The organism is Chitinophaga sp. ARDCPP14, from assembly GCF_051362515.1.
Taxonomy (GTDB): Bacteria; Bacteroidota; Bacteroidia; order Chitinophagales; family Chitinophagaceae; genus Chitinophaga.
In genome coordinates, this window is sequence record NZ_JBKIXB010000002.1 from 196,412 (window position 1) to 212,941 (window position 16,530).

At 45.3% G+C, this 16,530-nt stretch carries 15 protein-coding genes and 1 tRNA gene; 8 read left to right on the forward strand and 8 right to left on the reverse strand.

The genetic code is table 11. From position 1 onward, the window contains the following. Positions 1 to 29 precede the first annotated feature (29 nt). From ACLHR0_RS05335 to ACLHR0_RS05365, 7 genes are all read left to right on the forward strand, one after another. The gene (locus ACLHR0_RS05335; RefSeq protein ID WP_436485188.1) at positions 30 to 200 is read left to right on the forward strand and encodes a hypothetical protein; all 171 of its coding nucleotides are present in this window, start codon (positions 30 to 32) and stop codon (positions 198 to 200) included. A 193-nt stretch (positions 201 to 393) separates the two neighbouring features. Then, positions 394 to 1,467 (forward strand): tetratricopeptide repeat protein, encoded by a 1,074-nt coding sequence (locus ACLHR0_RS05340; protein WP_436485190.1) that lies wholly within the window; start codon positions 394 to 396, stop codon positions 1,465 to 1,467. A gap of 94 nt (positions 1,468 to 1,561) precedes the next feature. Then, positions 1,562 to 3,217: a phenylacetic acid degradation protein PaaN gene (gene paaN / locus ACLHR0_RS05345; RefSeq protein ID WP_436485192.1), complete on the forward strand. Its 1,656-nt coding sequence runs from the start codon at positions 1,562 to 1,564 to the stop codon at positions 3,215 to 3,217. A gap of 61 nt (positions 3,218 to 3,278) precedes the next feature. Beyond that, complete coding sequence (locus ACLHR0_RS05350; RefSeq protein ID WP_370908496.1) at positions 3,279 to 3,944, forward strand: YceI family protein; 666 nt, start codon at positions 3,279 to 3,281, stop codon at positions 3,942 to 3,944. Positions 3,945 to 4,028: 84 nt separating this feature from the next. After that, the gene (locus ACLHR0_RS05355; RefSeq protein WP_370908497.1) at positions 4,029 to 4,316 is read left to right on the forward strand and encodes a 2TM domain-containing protein; all 288 of its coding nucleotides are present in this window, start codon (positions 4,029 to 4,031) and stop codon (positions 4,314 to 4,316) included. A 29-nt stretch (positions 4,317 to 4,345) separates the two neighbouring features. Continuing rightward, positions 4,346 to 6,160, forward strand: a complete 1,815-nt coding sequence (locus tag ACLHR0_RS05360; RefSeq protein WP_436485194.1) for an AMP-dependent synthetase/ligase — start codon at positions 4,346 to 4,348, stop codon at positions 6,158 to 6,160. Positions 6,161 to 6,219: 59 nt separating this feature from the next. Further along, positions 6,220 to 6,291, forward strand: a tRNA-Arg gene (locus ACLHR0_RS05365). An 87-nt stretch (positions 6,292 to 6,378) separates the two neighbouring features. Here ACLHR0_RS05365 and ACLHR0_RS05370 read toward each other — a convergent pair. The 8 genes from ACLHR0_RS05370 to ACLHR0_RS05405 form a co-directional block, all read right to left on the reverse strand. Further along, the gene (locus ACLHR0_RS05370; protein WP_429042354.1) at positions 6,379 to 6,675 is read right to left on the reverse strand and encodes a hypothetical protein; all 297 of its coding nucleotides are present in this window, start codon (positions 6,673 to 6,675) and stop codon (positions 6,379 to 6,381) included. Further along, on the reverse strand, positions 6,672 to 7,157 hold the full coding sequence (locus ACLHR0_RS05375; protein ID WP_436485197.1) for a MauE/DoxX family redox-associated membrane protein: 486 nt from the start codon (positions 7,155 to 7,157) through the stop codon (positions 6,672 to 6,674). Before ACLHR0_RS05375 ends, ACLHR0_RS05370 begins: the two co-directional genes overlap by 4 nt. Next, positions 7,154 to 9,679 carry a hypothetical protein gene (locus ACLHR0_RS05380; RefSeq protein WP_436485199.1) on the reverse strand — a complete coding sequence of 842 codons (2,526 nt, stop codon included), beginning with the start codon at positions 9,677 to 9,679 and terminating at the stop codon, positions 7,154 to 7,156. Before ACLHR0_RS05380 ends, ACLHR0_RS05375 begins: the two co-directional genes overlap by 4 nt. Positions 9,680 to 9,729: 50 nt before the next feature. Next, a complete protein-coding gene (locus ACLHR0_RS05385; protein ID WP_436485201.1) occupies positions 9,730 to 10,233 on the reverse strand; it encodes a DUF4402 domain-containing protein in 504 nt (167 codons plus the stop codon). Between the two features lie 11 nt (positions 10,234 to 10,244). Then, the gene (locus ACLHR0_RS05390; protein WP_436485202.1) at positions 10,245 to 11,969 is read right to left on the reverse strand and encodes a T9SS type A sorting domain-containing protein; all 1,725 of its coding nucleotides are present in this window, start codon (positions 11,967 to 11,969) and stop codon (positions 10,245 to 10,247) included. A gap of 5 nt (positions 11,970 to 11,974) precedes the next feature. Continuing rightward, entirely contained in the window at positions 11,975 to 13,492 is a 1,518-nt protein-coding gene (locus ACLHR0_RS05395; protein WP_436485204.1) for a hypothetical protein, read from the reverse strand. A 21-nt stretch (positions 13,493 to 13,513) separates the two neighbouring features. Beyond that, positions 13,514 to 14,323 carry a hypothetical protein gene (locus ACLHR0_RS05400; RefSeq protein ID WP_436485206.1) on the reverse strand — a complete coding sequence of 270 codons (810 nt, stop codon included), beginning with the start codon at positions 14,321 to 14,323 and terminating at the stop codon, positions 13,514 to 13,516. 69 nt (positions 14,324 to 14,392) lie between these two features. Continuing rightward, entirely contained in the window at positions 14,393 to 14,908 is a 516-nt protein-coding gene (locus ACLHR0_RS05405; protein WP_429042366.1) for a DUF4402 domain-containing protein, read from the reverse strand. Positions 14,909 to 15,298: 390 nt separating this feature from the next. On the opposite strand from ACLHR0_RS05405, the gene ACLHR0_RS05410 reads away from it, so the two are divergent. Next, positions 15,299 to 16,528, forward strand: coding sequence for an ATP-binding protein (locus tag ACLHR0_RS05410; protein ID WP_436485208.1), 1,230 nt, complete (start codon positions 15,299 to 15,301; stop codon positions 16,526 to 16,528). Positions 16,529 to 16,530: the final 2 nt, after the last annotated feature.

A 16,530-nucleotide genomic window follows, 5' to 3' on the forward strand; every position in this document is an offset into this window, starting at 1 on the left:
TTTCATTGTCTCCCTTTATACCCGCATCCATGAAAACAACTGATGATACCCGCTCTATTTTTGATGATGATCCCTTACTGGCAGAAAAGAAAAAGTTTTATCCCACACTCGGCCACGCCTGGCTGATACCCGTGTATAGCCTGGTAATTTGGTATTTACCCTGCAGGATCAATTTGATACATCTGTACCGCAGGTGCTAAATTCGCCTGTTTGGGTGGGTGCGAGTGGTGTTATTGCCATCATCTGCTTAATTATACTACAAACCAGTTTTCCATCAACAAATAAAGTAATAAAATAATATAACAAAGATATCCCTTCTATCTTCCTTCCCATAGATTGATCTGTGGGACATTACCCCATTTTCCTTACTTTTACAGCAAACGACAGACAGGGATGAACATACGGTCTTCTTTATTGAAAGCACTTTTTGTTGCGGGAGTTTTATTTTCACAGGTTGCAATTGCGCAAGACGCCAAAGAGCTGTATAATACAGCCACAGGCTTTATCCGCGGAGGAGATTATTCCAATGCCATACTGGTATTAAACCAGGCATTGCAGCTGGAACCGGATAATTTTGAATTAAAGAAACAGCTGGGATTTACCTATTATCTGAAGGGAGACCTTGTAAAGGCAAAAAGCATTATTGAACCTTTACTTGGCAGCAGGGAAGCAGACGTACAGTTATTTCAGATTGCAGGCAATATTTATGTGGGAAGGGAAGAGTGGAAAACGGCACAACGCATGTTTGAGCGGGCCATCAAAAAGTTCCCCAACAGCGGCGAGTTATACAATGATAACGGTACCCTGCTGATGAACTTCAAAATGTATGACGGCGCCCTCCGGAGCTGGATCAAAGGCATTGAACAGGACCCCGGTTTTCCCGGCAACTATTACAACGCCACCAAAACATACGACTTCAGCAATAATCCGCTGTGGTGCATCCTCTACGGCGAAACCTTCATGAATATGGAAAGTTTCACCACACGCACGGCTGAAATCAGGAATATTGTACTGGAATCTTATAAAAAATTATTCAATGACCCTTCGCTGTTTGAAAGCGCCATACCAGAGGATAAGAAGGGCAGGAAAAGCAGCAACGAATTCGTAGAAGCATATAAGGCCTGTATGGGCAAGCAAATCAGTGTAGTAACCGGAGGAATAGATCCGGATGTGTTAATTATGGTGCGTACCCGCTTTTTACTGGATTGGTACAACTTTTACGGTATGAAATATCCGTACGCCCTTTTCGATTATCAGCGCAGGCTGCTACGGGAAGGAATGTTTGAATCGTATAACCAATGGCTGTTTGGCCCGTCGGCCAACCAGGCCAGCTACAAAGCGTGGGTGGGATTACATAAAACCGATTATGATGCTTTCCTGAAATTTCAGCGCAGCAATCCATTAAAGCCGAAACCTGATGAATATTACAATGATGGAAGGTTTACGCTGATCAATTCCGGGTATTAGTATTTAGATAATTTTTGATTTACGGGTTTAGTCAATTAGTTGCTGTAGCAACTGAATGACTAAATCCGTAAATTGTAAATCTCAAAATCTGAATATGCTCGTTAACAAACACCAAAACATTATCGACAATGCTGTAAAGGCGAACCACGAACGAACTTTCTATTCGCAATACCCGGAGCATCCCAAAGCTTACGGGGAAGAAGCCCATGCCAAAGGCGTACAGAGTTATCAGCAATTACTGGGAAAACCTTTCAAACAGTTACTGCAAACCGGCGAAACCAGCTGGGCCGGAGAGGAAGTATCACCCTACACCCGCGAGGTACTGGGAGTTACCTATCCCGTTTTTCCTGTTGGCGACCTGATAAAGAAAGCCACAGAAGCCGGCAAAAGCTGGGCGAAAGTACCGGTATCCGAAAGAGCAGGTATGCTCACCGAAACCCTGGAAAGAATAAAAGACTACTTTTTTGATATCGCCAACGCTACCATGCATACTACCGGCCAGAGCTTTTTGATGAGCTTCCAGGCTTCCGGCCCGCATGCCAACGACCGCGCCCTCGAAGCAGTAGCCACCGGCTATCACGAACTACAGCGGTACCCGCCATCATTAACCTGGGAGAAGCCAATGGGTAAAGCCAGTATCAAACTGTACAAAACTTTTAAACCGGTACCCAAAGGTCCCGGTGTTGTGATTGGCTGCTCCACCTTCCCGGTATGGAACACACTCCCCGGCGTTTATGCCGACCTCATCACCGGCAACCCCGTGATTGTGAAACCGCATCCGAAAGCAGTGCTGCCGATCGCCATTGCCGTAAGCGCCATCCAGCAATCACTTCAGGACAACGGCTATGATCCCAACCTCTGCCAGCTGGCTGCCGACAGCTCAGACCACCTCATTGCAAAAGAACTTTGCGGACACCCCGACGTAAAACTGATCGATTATACCGGCGGCAGTGCATTTGGAAACTATGTGGAATCACTCCCGGGCAAAACGGTATTTACGGAAAAAGCAGGCGTTAATTCGGTAATCCTCGACAGCGTAACCGACCTCGATGCGGTGATTCAGAACCTCGCCTTTTCTGTTAGCTTATATTCCGGGCAGATGTGTACTGCGCCACAGAACTTTTTCATTCCCGAACAGGGCGTCAAAACAGCCAATGGCCAGGTATCTTTCAATGAGGTAGTGCAAAAGTTCAAGGAAGCGGTAGTAGGCCTCGTAAATCATCCGAAAATGGGCGCAGGTACGCTCGGCGCTATACAAAACGACAGCACCCTCTCCCGCGCACAGGAAGCCCGTCACCTCGGAGGGAAAGTGATCCTCGAAGGCACCCCGGTAGTGAATGAAGAATTCTCCAATGCCAGGGTATGCGCTCCCACCATCCTGGAAGTAACCAGCGCGGATACAGCCATCTATGAAAAAGAACTTTTCGGACCGGTGATCCTGATCATCAAAACCAGGGACACGGCACATAGTATACAACTGGCCAAACAAATGGCATCGAAATACGGCGCCATTACCTGCGGGGCTTATACCACAGATCCATCTGCCAAAGAAAAAATAGCAGAAGAAATGAACAGCGTTTTCACACCTGTATCTTTTAACCTTACAGGATTTATCTGGGTAAACCAGCATGCTGCGTTTTCCGATTTCCATGTTACGGGCGGTAATCCGGCAGGTAATGCCAGCTTTACCAACCAGGAATTTATTGTGAAAAGGTTTGTGTGGGTAGGCAACCGGGAACTGGCGGAATAGCGAAATTTTCTGACAAGCGCCCGCTTAAACAGGGCGCTTGTTTTAAAGCATACCAGTAATTATGAAGAAACTCTTATGTATAGTATTCGTTATTACCTGCGGCATCGTGGCATGCGAACAGGCGCCCAAAGCTGATAAAGCCCGGATCACCGATGCGCAGACCGTGCAAACCGGCACCGGTAACGCTTATCTTCCGGATACCGCCTTAAGTGTGGTGCGATGGATCGGTACAAAACCTACCGGTAAACATTACGGCGCATTGAAACTGGCCGGTGGCGCACTGTATGTAAAAGACAGCCTTATCACCGGCGGCCAGTTCATTATTGATATGAAATCCCTCCAGGATGTAGACCTCGCAGCCGATTCCGCCATGAAACGCAAGCTGGAAAACGAATTGAAAGGAGAGATGTTCTTCGACGTAAAAAAATATCCCGCCGCCACCTTTGAAATAACCGAGGTAACGGCATTCCATCCCACTGATGGCGATGAACTCACCCTTAGAAACGCTACCCATATTGTCAAAGGAAACCTGACGCTGAAAGCTGTTACCAAAAATATATCCTTCCCTGCCAGGATAACGCTTAAAGACAACACCATCATCGCAATAGCCAATTTTAACATCGACCGTACCGAATGGGGTATCAGCTATCGCGCCGACAAATCATTACAGGACAAACTCATCAATTCACAGGTAAATATCTCCTTCGATATAAAGGCTACCCGTTAAGCCCGCTTTTTTCGTTTTTTTCTGCGTGAAGCCAATAAAATATTTTAAATTTAGTACAACCTCTGGTACCTAAAACTGACTTCCATGGAAACAAATCAAGAAAGAGATAACCGACTTTGGCGCATCGCAAAAGCCAGGGCAGGATTTAAGTCCCACCTGATCATCTATCTCGTGATTAACCTGGGATTATGGGCAGTATGGTTTCTGACAGACAGTGACAAAACAAGCGGTACTCCCTGGCCGGTATGGCCCGCATTAGGATGGGGCATTGCATTGGCTTTCCAGTATTTCAACGCATACCACAAAGATCCTTTCGGTGATGCGTTAGGGGAATATGAAAAACTGAAAGAACAACAGCACACACGTATCTGATATTTGAGCCAAAACAAAATTACAGCAGCATGGACCAACCGCAACGACTATTCGATGTGATTTCTTACCAATTAGCCAACTTTCCCAAAGAGGATATGCTGGCCGGGAAAGAAAACGGGCAATGGAAAAAGTACAGCACAAAAGAAATAGCGGACCTCACTCTCAGATTCAGCTCCGGCCTGCTCAAACTGGGTATCAGACCGGGAATCAAGCAAAATGAGGAGAAAGATAAAATAGCCATCATTTCACCCAACAGACCGGAATGGATCATTACCGACCTGGCATGTCAGCAACTGGGCGCCGCGCTCACCCCCATTTACCCCACTATCAGCGAAACGGAGCTCGCCTATGTACTGAATGATGCGGAAGCACGCATCCTCTTTGTGAGCGACAAAGACCTGCTGGATAAAGTAACCGCCATGAGGGATAAATTTCCCTCCATCCGCGAAATATTCACCTTCAATAAAGTAGAAGGCGCCCGTCACTGGACGGAAGTTCCCGCACTGGCCGACACCGCCGATTTTGAACAGATAGAGGAAGTAAAAAAGAATATTTCCCCGGAAGAACTGGTCACCATCATTTACACTTCCGGAACCACCGGCACACCAAAAGGCGTAATGCTCAGTCATCACAACATTATGAGCAACGTACTGGCCTGCCAGCCTTATCTCCCCGTTAACAAAGAGGCAAAAGCCCTTAGCTTTCTGCCATTGAACCATATATTTGAAAGAATGGTGACCTACCTGTATCTCCGCGCCGGCGTACCGGTTTACTACGCAGAGACCATGGAAACCATCGGTGATAACCTGAAAGAGGTGAAGCCAACCATCTTTACCACCGTTCCCCGCCTGCTGGAAAAAGTGTACGAAAAGATCATGACTACCGGCCTGGAACTCAAAGGCATTAAAAGGGCCTTGTTCTTTTGGGCAGTAGACATCGGTAAACGGTATGAAATCAATAAAGACCAGGGCGCCTGGTATAACCTGCAGCTCAAACTGGCTAATAAGCTGGTCTTCAGTAAATGGCGCGCAGCCCTGGGTGGCAATATCGAATGCATTGTAAATGGTGCAGCAGCCTGCCAGGTCCGTTTGTTGAAGATATTCACCGCCGGCGGCATTCCCATCATGGAAGGCTACGGCCTTACGGAAACCTCCCCGGTAATCAGCGTAAACCGCATCAACGTGGAAGACCGCATGTTTGGCACCGTAGGTCCCGTTATCAGCGGTGTGGAGGTAAAACTTGCGGAAGATGGCGAAATCCTCTGTAAAGGCCCCAATGTAACCATTGGTTACTATAAACGCCCCGATCTCACTGCCGATGCCATCAAAGATGGTTGGTTCCATACCGGCGATATCGGCGTAATGATCGACAACAAGTTCCTGAAGATAACCGACCGGAAAAAAGAACTCTTTAAAACCTCCGGCGGCAAATTCGTGGCGCCACAGCCCATCGAAAACAAGTTTAAGGAGTCGCCCTACATTGAACAGATCATGATCGTCGGGGAAGACCGTAAATTCACGGCAGCACTGATCATACCTTCCTTCAGTAACCTCCGCAACTGGGCGCAGAAACGCGGTATCACCGCTACCTCCAACGAAGAACTCGTGAAAAACCCGGATGTACAGGACCTCTACAAACAGGCGGTAGAAAAATACAACCAGTTTTTCAGCCATATTGAACAGGTGAAAAAATATATCCTTCTCCCCCGTGAATGGACGGTTGATGGCGGTGAACTCACCCCCACCCTCAAGGCAAAACGGAAGGTAATCCTGGAGAAATTCAAAAAAGAAATCGATAGTATCTATGCCCCCGCCGGTGGAAAAGTAGATATAGAAAGTCTTTAAATATTAATTTAAAACCCTTACTTTTGCCACCCGATCCCAGGATTGGGGTAAAAAATGATGGCCTCATAGTTCAATGGATAGAATAGAAGTTTCCTAAACTTTAGATACAGGTTCGATCCCTGTTGAGGCTACAAGGAGGTACATTTCAGGGCTGTACCCTAATGGTGTACCGGACAAAAACAATGAGACCAGCCATTACAGCCAGTCTCATGTCTAATCTAAGATCTGTAGTAGGTATACACCTGGTTGCCTTCATGGCCGGCAATCACTTCATAAACGCCGGGCGAAGTCTCTACCACATCATTTATGTTGTAAACTTTACCACAAAGGGTATTGCCAAATTTACATCCGGATAAACGGGGATCTTCACCTGTTCCGGCATATGTTACGGGGTTACCATTCGCATCAACATAAAACTTGTAGTAATCCACTAAGGGCCGGGTATTTGCTTTAGTAACAAATACACAAATAACAGAAATTCCAATAGCCAACAGGCCTAAACGGTACTTTTTCATGAGGATATATTTTTTTTGAATAATAAAAACGCCTGGTAAAATCGCGCTGTGAAATAAGCCCCCCTTCTTCTTTTTGAGGCCCAGATGCCCGTTATGGCCAAAAGCATGAATATGATATTTAACCACAAATGCCATATCCATGACATAAAGTTTATCACACCACTACAGGCACAGGGAATAACATAATCTCCGGTTAGCATCATTACGATATAAACACTTATAGACAGGAGTAGTAGAAAAGCAGTATATAAGGCTATCAGGCGGGACCTTGGCCAGAGCAGGAAATAAGACAGCACCAGTTCCAATACAGGCAGCTGCCAGGCCATACCGGCAGCATAACCACTTATTAATGGAAAGCTGCTGAGCTGATTCCTGAATACCTGATAATCCAATAATTTTATCAATCCTGCGTAAACAAATAAAATAATCAACAATGCAGCAATAATGTTAGCAGCGTATTCTCTTTTCATGAGTATAGTCATTTTGTTTGCAGACGGAATTCCAGTGTATCCACCACATCTCCCTCTTCATTTCCTGTAATATGGAAGGGAATAAATGCAGGCGATGCGGTCATCCCCAGGGTAAGTAATTGTGCATGTTCTATCCGGGCTATATAGTTTCCGGGAGCAAGTCCGCTAAAGCTGAAGAAACCATCGCTTTCTGACAGCAGGCGGGCGGCCAGGCTGCCATCTTCACTGTAAATACATACTACGATGCGCCCCAGGCCTTTCCCATTCAGGTATACCTCACCCGACACTTCTCCGACCACCACTACAGGCACCTCCACGGGTTTTACACGATTGGGATCTATTATCACGCTGACCGTAGGATGTTTTAACCGCCATGCTATATTATCAAAACTGCTGCGGCGCATATCAATTAAATAATTCGAGTACGGTTCCAGTTCCAGTATACGGATAGTAGTATCCCGTTTGTTATGTATGATACGGCCGCCGTTCACCATTATCTGCAGTCCTGCAACTTTAGGTTCTCCTTTGTCACGGTGGCCATTGCCGTTCAGATCCAGAAAAGGCTGGATAACAATGCCGCCGGTACCAACACTGGTCCGGCTGGTTAGATCCATAAAGTCACCCAGTATCAAACTTCCTCTTGCGGATTGCACAAACGTACTGGTCGCATTACTGCGCGAAGCGGAAAAGCCTACCTGAGAGAAAGAAAAATCATAGCGGATACCAATACTCACATTACTGAAGTTGCTTCTATAGTTCCGCTCATACGACATATTCAGGTAGCCATTTCTGAAAAAATACTTCCCCAGTTCACAGCGAGTGCCAATAATCTTTTTCTGCATATACTCATACTGCACCTGCGGCGTGATCATCAATTGCTTTGGTAACCGGAAAGACAGGGCAAGGTTACTGTACAGATATGGATCTGATTGGCCGGCTAACACTGCATAGGTGGTAAAATTAGCTCCTACACCCAGTATTGCACCAGACATCAGCCATTCGGCAGCAGTGTATTTGGCTCCGGGTAATATGAACTGGTTGAGGGTAAGCCTGGAAAATACGGCAAGTTTGCGACCAACAAAAGTGCGGGACACTGCCAGCTTGCGTTCTTCCAGGTAATTGAAAATAATAGCCTTCTGCCCTTTTTTATACCGTGTGTAGTTTGCTTCTATAAGGAGATTGGCAGGCAGGCGCCAGGTCATCATCCCCTGTGCCCTTACACCATAAGTATAATCTCCCGAGAATAGCAGGTTGGAAGCCAGGCGCATGGAAGCATTCACAAAAGGCATGGTTTCCCCGGTGGTAACAGAAGAAAGATATTCAACACCGCCGCCAATGGTAATAAGGCGTGTAGCGCCATAGTTAAAACTTACACGGCCCAACCGGCTGTTCACACTATCTTCCACCACACCTGCGCTGGCGGTATATTCAAATTCACGATGCGGCAGAAAATTGAAAGGCACACTGATATTCTCCTCACGGAACCGCTCCTCGCCCCATGGACCGTAAAAACGAAGTTTTACAACTGTTGTTCCATATACCAATGGTACCTGGAAAGTAAAAAACCCGGACGCATCTGCTTTCGCATAATCTACCAGTTCATTGTTCACATATAATTCAACAGTCCAGTTGGGTTCTGTAAAATTACTCAGGGTATAGAAACCAAAAGTACGCCTGTTTGTAGTAGGTGTATTGGTAACCTGTACACCTACCACCGGATCGTAAACAGAAGCAGTGGATTGCGCAAATATTTTCCCGGCTATCACCTGCCGCAGGCCTTTGTGATCATTATTTACAAAACGCCAGCGGTAGTATTGCTGCCTTCTCTCAAAAGGCCTGAACCTGTAATCGCTGCTATCATGCATAACGGATTGTTGTGCGCCATAGTTGTTGTAATTGAGGGCTACATTCGTTTCGCCTCCCGCAAGCGTACCTCCCAGGGACAGGCTTGCCCTTGTGTCATTTCCACCCTTTCCTCTCTGCGTGGTAACAACAGACCAGTCTGCCATACCCAATTGAAAGAGCGGATAATCCCTGCCAATCACAGTATCCGCTTTTACCTGGCCTTTCAGACGATTGATATTCTGATGCATCTGCTGCTGCCGCATTTCCCGGATAACCGGCAACTCATGTTTTGTATCCATACTAACGGACAGGTTGCGGAAGTTGAACTTACAATTCAATCCAAATACACGTCCGAAAAGTTCTGTACTCAAATAAAGACCAACAGGTGTGCTGATCAGTTCATTTTCTTGCAGTACAAATGTTTTTCCCTCATACTGGATACAGTTATGGGTTTTATCAATGAGATAAATAGCCTGTTCTGTAATAAAGGTGCCGGATACAGTATCTGCGCTCCCGGATAACGTGTTCCTGATCTGTAAGAAACTGAATACATCAGAAACAGACAGATAGGCAATATCATCAACTATCAGGGCCGGCAGTTCTATTCCACCTATGCCTTGCACCATAAAGAAAATAGATGTTTCATAATACGGAGATACCTCCTGCCTGGCAAAAGCAGGGGAGGTCATACCAATAGTTTGTAGCAAAATGAAAATAGTGATACGGGATAGCACTCCTGTTATTCCTGTATAAAGGTGATCGAAAATAAACCACTATATGCGCCAGGTGGATTAGCCAGGGGACTCCCAATTGTAAGCGTACCTCCTATCCTTACCTGTGTACGGCCGGGTGATATAGCTGTGGCAATGAAAGGTGATCCTGTACTCGCGGTACCGATGTGTAACATCATAGATCCCCCGTTACTTCCGGTGAGCATAACGTCTGGTCCGTTCATAATAGTGATAAGCGTACCGGCGTTAGCATCCACTTCAATAATGCCAGGCGAAAAAGGAAAACCCAGGCCAGCCTGTACAACACTGCCTGTAACAGACCGGGAACCATCCGGATATATAATCACCGTACCACCTGAAATACCCTGATAAAAAGCACCAAAAACAAGTCCCTGTAAAGGGTTCACATAAATAGCGATTGGGCGTGGAGGCGGTTGCTGCGCCTGCATTACCTGCCAGGTGAAAAACAGCAGGATCATTACACTCACGGTTAATTTATTACACAGGATCATAGATCTCTTAATTAATTGCTGATCAATATTTTTTTTGAAAACTTCTGTTGCTGGACAAAAAAGGTAACAATGTACACGCCATTCCTAAACGCTGAACCCAGGTCATGATAGCCATTACCATAAAGCTGCTTCCGTAATATTACCTGACCCAGCATATTCGTGATCATCACATCACATACTTCTCCCCGCATCTCTCCAATATGCGCAAGCAATTTGCCGCCAGCCGTATAAGCATTGAAAATAGCCGTGGGCGCTTCTGGTAAAATATCCGGGTCTTTCACACGGAACACCAGGAAAAACCGGTTCTCATATCCGCCGGCATTCAGGTAAAGACGGTAACCGGGATGTTCTTCCAGATCCTGTCTTATACCGGTTTTTGAGTCATAGAGGTATATGTGCTGTCCGTAGGGAATACGTTCCAGGTCAGATACATTAAAGGTGATCCACCCGGCCCGTTCGGTTTTAAGACCCAGCTGTATTACATCTGCACTGTCTTTCATACCAGGCCAGGAACAAATAGAAAGCCGCGCGGCATCCGGACTAATCACATATAAACTTGGCACTTCCCCATCTGTATTCATCAGCTTGAGGGCATCCATTTCTGTATCAAAAGCCTTCGTGGCATTATCATCAAAATAAACAACCATAGGATCTGCTGCTGTTACATCATCCTTGAATCCTGCTGTTAACCTCAGCAATGGAGATGTTAGCGGGATAAGCCGGTGAAAATCAGGCAGCAGATTATTAAGGCGTGCGTTATTATTAACTGACAACGTTGCAGCAACAGGAAATGTCCCTATGGAAACATGCACAAAAAATCCCTGCATGGCAGCAATAACATGACCGGCAATTCCATCACTGGAAACGCCATTGATATAAGAACTGTAGGTTCCCGTATATTGATTACCAGCGCCCGTATTAAAGTAGTATAACGCGTTGTCAATATTAGTGCGGCTCCATCCTGATGCCGTATTCCAGTCTATAGGTGACGGATACGGATTACCTGCCAGGTTAAAGCCCAGGGTGTAGGGTTGATTATGATTGTATAACGTAGCCGAGGTAATTGTATGGTTATTCACCACTCCTGTAATATCCGCCGTTTTAGCTGTGGAAGATGCGCCCATGTTAGCGGCGTATCCCTGCATAGGTGTGAGCGTATTGGAAGTATTGGTATAACGCACCCAGCCGGAAGAAGGCAGGTTTTCATCATAGCGGTAAAATGCAGGGAAGGTCGCGTTAAGATTTACATCATCCGAAAACTCATTGACGGTAGCTGCCTGAAATGGTGAGCTGAAATATCTGTATCCGAAACCAGATGGCAGGTATCGTTGCATGTCGATGTTTCCCAGCACCTCTCCGGTTCCACTGCCATCGATCAAGGCTGTTTGTGCAGCAGTAGATAATAAGGTCAGATTTCCATTTGCCTGAAGGGTGCCGTTGCTTAAAAGAATGGCCTTCAGGGAATGCCCGGTTGAGCTGATAGTAGTTGTACTACCCGTTGCGATAGTTATATTATTAAAGGTAGTCGCCGATGTTCCTGCAATGACCTGCGTTGTTCCTGCGAAAACTATTACTCCATTGTTATGAACAAACGTGCCATTGTTTGCCCAATTAGCTCTTAGCACGATGCTGCCATCACCGGCAATAACATAGGTATTCGACGCAATTATAATTCCCTGGCTGTAGGCCATTACAGGTAGGAACAGGAATAAAATATAGTAAAGCTCCAGTCGCATAGATCTTATTGTATAAGCGTTATATCAAAGATTACAGTACCCAGGAATTGGATTCCGCTAATACCTGCGCCCGAGTTAGTAAAGTTGATCAGCATGGTGTTTGTTGCACTTATCCTCGACCACGAAATAGCAACACCATCCGGCAATGAGGTGCGCGGATTTACAATAACAGTACTATTTAGTACTGCGCCCGTAACGGTTACGGTTTTAGTTACACTGGCGGAGTAAGTGATGGGAGAGGTAATATCTGTAATGGTTACGGATTTTCTGGATATGTTATTCAGCACACTACCTGCTGCACCCAGCTTAAAATTTCCTGCTACATCCAATTTGGCCGTTGGCGCAATGGTAGCAATACCTACCAATTCTCCGGCCATTATCCGCATCGCTTCATTAGCTGGCGCCGTTCCTCCTACCAGGAAAATAATATCTTTTGTTGCATTATTATTAACCATGTATAGATCATTCCCTGAAGAAATAATGTAACCATCATTAGCCTTACCGGTTTCTATGGGATTACCGGTTTGATACAGGTATCCTGAACCATTAATACCCAGGTCGATGAAGTTGGTAGTTTCCGTTCCATTATCCGCAGTAGCCACATAGTCAGAACTGCTTTGGGTTCCCGGAGAAAGATTCTGGATGTTCATCTGCATGTAACTATTGATACTGCCTTTGGCGTAAAAGGCATTAACAGAAGTAGTAACGCCCATATCTACCAGGAGTTTTTCCGGATTGACAAGATCAAATGTACTTGTCCCTATACCAACGCCACCTGTTTCGCTGATACGCATCCTTTCCGTATTACTGGTAAAAAGCCGTAAATCCGATAGGTCGTTGATGCCGGAACCCATGTAAAAGGCGTTTATCCCCGAACCGGTATTAAGAGAAAAAGCTGAATTTATACGGGCCGAAAAACGCAACGAGCCCATTAGATCTCCCTTCAGAAGATTGAGTGGTGCAGCCAGGATACCCCTTGCCTTCCGCATATGTAATCCGGCGGTGGTGGTGTTGCCATAATCATCAAACAGGTAATCATTTCCGGACTCTGAATTATCTGTTACTTTATGAATGCCTCCAAGCGGAATAGCTATTCCCAATCCTAAAGATCCGTTGGCAGTGATCCGCATTTTTTCTGTGTTATTCGTTATAAACGGCAGATCAATATTATCGATGGTACCCAGGCTCTTTGCAGTTGTTACCGTATTGCCGTTCAATGACCAGCCGGTACCGGCACCACCGGAGGAGAGATTTATCCAGGCACTTACAGAATAGTAGTAAAACCCTTTGGTATTATCTGTCTGGTAAACCAGCAGGCCTTCTGCAGGTGTGGTAATAGCCAATCTTTGCACCTGCGTCATTCTTGGAGCCAGTAAACCTTTTGTAGTTGATTTAATATCCAGCACTGCGGTTGCCTGTCCTGTTGTATAGGCAGCATCATCTGTTACGATCACTGTTTGGGTATATCCCTTCACACCGGTTAACATGAATACAAACAGGATGTATAGCGGTCTTATCATCATAGGAATGGTTTTAGATCCTGACTATTTCAATTGCAATTCTGCCTTTGCCAGTTGCGTGGATACAGTGCCTTTCTTTGTAGTGTAAACCACCCGGAGCATTCCCTTGTGATAATCCACACCCTGCTTGTCATCCAGATTTATATTAAACTGACGGGAGAGATTAGGTGTATAAACTGCCAGGCCGTTAACCACGCCAACCTCACTTACTTTCCCTTTCTCTGAAATATGTATTACTGTTATGCCACCGTATATAGAAGCATTACCCGTACGGTTAAATGTCATGCTAAGGCGGTTTTCAGGGGTAAGCGTCAGCCCGGAAATATTTGCCGCAGCCCTGGTATCACCCACACGAATAATAACCGGGATGCTAATCCCAAAAACCGGGATTAATTTTACGGACAGACCAAATGAATCTTTTAAAGCACTCCTGTCCGCCAATGGTTTCTCCATCGATTCCGCCCTGAAGTATATATGAGAGCGGTATTCTCCGGGGGCAAGCTGACTGGTTTTTACAAGTTGTATCTTAATTGTTTGGGCCTCATTGGGGGCAAGTATTACACTTCGTGGAAAATAACGCAGGTTACCACTGGCAAATTGCTGTCCGGAATCCGGTTGGCTGATCTGCTTAAACGTGCCGTCTTCGTTCATTTTGATCTCGATGAAAGAGATCAGGTACCTCGCCGTATCCTTTCCGGTATTAGCCAGATTCAATTCCTGCATTCTGCTCTGACCTTCGAATACCACTCTGGCAGGTGCTATTAACAGATTGCCCTGCGCTGTAGTATTTATAGAAAAAAAAATCATGCATAGCATGATCAGGTACTGTTTCATTGGATATGTTTAGTGAAAATCTGCTAAAAAACGGATACGATGCACGCGCATCGCATCCGGAAAGAATAACTAATTATAATTTACGGTCACATCAAAAGGTGTGGCAGATACGTATACACCAGAGGGTTGAGCCGCTGCTATATTTAATGTGGCGCCTACGTTAAGGGTTTGTTCTCCTGCTGTAAGCACGCCGCCGGCTCCGGACGGTGTACTTGTAAATGTAGTTACCGTCATGGTATTAGCACCACTCGCAATAGTGACGGCAGAAACAGGTAACGTGATCGTGTAATGATAACTGCCTGTGCCAGTCACTGTAAATGAAGCGGCACTTATAGTTCCACTGGTTGAGGGCAGTGTTACCCCACCGGTTGCTGTACGCGATCCTGCCGGGGATAATACAACCGTACCGCCAGCGGTAGATTGAACGGCGACGTTGCCGAAATTCATATCAACATCTTTGGTGATGCTGATAGGTGTTACAATAGTAGCAGTGGCGGTGGCGGAAGCCGTTTCCTGTGCAGATGCACGAGTGGTAAGGCCTGTGAGCGTAACCACTGCCACGCATAAAAAAAGTGTTCTTTTCATGAATGAAATTTTAAGTAGATGTTCTTGATCAATAGGAAATAAGCATTCTAGTCTCGCATGGTTACCTCCTGTGTTTTACGTGGTTCTTCGGTTTTTTGGTTTTTTGGTTTTCTTATAGGATACGACAAAATAAATAAGGTATACAAGTATAAGGATAGGACTGGTATAGGTTATTCTTATTCCTCCTTTCTTTCACATCAAAAGTAGGTGTATGCAAAACCCTGCGCAATGATCATGATCCATTTTAAAATGATCCTGATCATCGGTTAACACCGAAGACAACATAAATAGCCTATATTACATCTATACCGTAGATCATGACTTACGCTTAAAGTGCAGGAATAAGTGGTATATAATAACGTTAACCCTCATAAGACATTATCTGCATATATGTACCATAGCCACAATATTGATTTCGATGTGCTCTTTAATTATGCCACTATGGGTATCATTATAGCAGACGGCAGTGGTTGTATCCTGATGGCTAATCCTTTCATCCTAAAGGAATTTGGATATCTTAATGCAGAGATTGTTGGCCAGAAAGTAGAGAAGCTGATACCTCACCGTTTCAGGTCGCATCATGAACAGCACAGGGAAGTATACAGTGTAAATCCACGCAGCCGGCCAATGGGTGCCGGACGAGATCTTTTTGCTGTCAGGAAAGATGGAAGTGAGGTTCCTGTAGAAGTGAGCCTGGGTACTTACAAAACGGAAGATGGACAATTTGCTATTGCTTTTGTCAGTTTTATTTCCGACAGAAAGGATGCAGAAAACGCATTGAAACAATTAAATACTGATCTGGAGAAGAAGGTGGAAGAGCGAACAGAATCCTTAACGGAAACAGTCCGGCAACTAGGAGAACAGATAAAAGAAGCAAAAGCAAAGGACATAGAATTACAACGGGTGAATAATTTTCTGAATGTAGCGCTTGAAAAAGAAATAGAGCTGAACGAGTTGAAGTCCCGTTTTGTTTCCCTCGCTTCTCATGAATTCAGAACACCGCTCAGCACAATCCTGTCTTCCGCCTACCTGACCGGTAAGTATGAAGAGCTGGCTGAACAGCCCAAACGGGAAAAACATATCCAGCGGATCATCTCCTCCGCAAATCTGCTGACAGGCATTCTCAACGACTTCCTTTCCGTAGGGAAGATCGAGGAAGGGAAAACAAGCGGGAAGAAAATCAGGTTCAACATAGAAAAGCACATCGATACCATTATAAGTGAAATGGACGGCCTCAGGAAAAAGAATCAAAAGATCGTATACCGTCACACGGGTAATGTTTTTGTACTAACGGACCCTTCCCTGTTAAAACACATTATGCTGAACCTGGTATCCAATGCTATTAAATTCTCTCCTGCGGATGGAGAGGTCGTTATACAAACAACTATCTCAAAAAAACTGCTGGTGATATCTGTCAGCGACAATGGCATGGGCATCCCCACATCAGATATGCAACATTTGTTTGAGCGGTTCTTCAGGGGAAGTAATGTATCTAATATACAGGGTACCGGTTTGGGTTTGCATATTGTAAGGAAATATGCTGAGATCATGAATGGCACTATCAGCTGCAGAAGTGAAATAAATAAAGGAACTGAATTTACGATCACTATCCATCTTTAAAT

What these genes read in the sequence shown, in the direction of transcription:
- ACLHR0_RS05335 (WP_436485188.1), top strand. Translation starts at nt 30, where the DNA reads ATGAAAACAACTGATGATACCCGCTCTATTTTTGATGATGATCCCTTA.
- ACLHR0_RS05340 (WP_436485190.1), top strand. Translation starts at nt 394, where the DNA reads ATGAACATACGGTCTTCTTTATTGAAAGCACTTTTTGTTGCGGGAGTT.
- paaN (WP_436485192.1), top strand. Translation starts at nt 1,562, where the DNA reads ATGCTCGTTAACAAACACCAAAACATTATCGACAATGCTGTAAAGGCG.
- ACLHR0_RS05350 (WP_370908496.1), top strand. Translation starts at nt 3,279, where the DNA reads ATGAAGAAACTCTTATGTATAGTATTCGTTATTACCTGCGGCATCGTG.
- ACLHR0_RS05355 (WP_370908497.1), top strand. Translation starts at nt 4,029, where the DNA reads ATGGAAACAAATCAAGAAAGAGATAACCGACTTTGGCGCATCGCAAAA.
- ACLHR0_RS05360 (WP_436485194.1), top strand. Translation starts at nt 4,346, where the DNA reads ATGGACCAACCGCAACGACTATTCGATGTGATTTCTTACCAATTAGCC.
- ACLHR0_RS05370 (WP_429042354.1), bottom strand. Translation starts at nt 6,675, where the DNA reads ATGAAAAAGTACCGTTTAGGCCTGTTGGCTATTGGAATTTCTGTTATT.
- ACLHR0_RS05375 (WP_436485197.1), bottom strand. Translation starts at nt 7,157, where the DNA reads ATGACTATACTCATGAAAAGAGAATACGCTGCTAACATTATTGCTGCA.
- ACLHR0_RS05380 (WP_436485199.1), bottom strand. Translation starts at nt 9,679, where the DNA reads ATGACCTCCCCTGCTTTTGCCAGGCAGGAGGTATCTCCGTATTATGAA.
- ACLHR0_RS05385 (WP_436485201.1), bottom strand. Translation starts at nt 10,233, where the DNA reads ATGATCCTGTGTAATAAATTAACCGTGAGTGTAATGATCCTGCTGTTT.
- ACLHR0_RS05390 (WP_436485202.1), bottom strand. Translation starts at nt 11,969, where the DNA reads ATGCGACTGGAGCTTTACTATATTTTATTCCTGTTCCTACCTGTAATG.
- ACLHR0_RS05395 (WP_436485204.1), bottom strand. Translation starts at nt 13,492, where the DNA reads ATGATGATAAGACCGCTATACATCCTGTTTGTATTCATGTTAACCGGT.
- ACLHR0_RS05400 (WP_436485206.1), bottom strand. Translation starts at nt 14,323, where the DNA reads ATGAAACAGTACCTGATCATGCTATGCATGATTTTTTTTTCTATAAAT.
- ACLHR0_RS05405 (WP_429042366.1), bottom strand. Translation starts at nt 14,908, where the DNA reads ATGAAAAGAACACTTTTTTTATGCGTGGCAGTGGTTACGCTCACAGGC.
- ACLHR0_RS05410 (WP_436485208.1), top strand. Translation starts at nt 15,299, where the DNA reads ATGTACCATAGCCACAATATTGATTTCGATGTGCTCTTTAATTATGCC.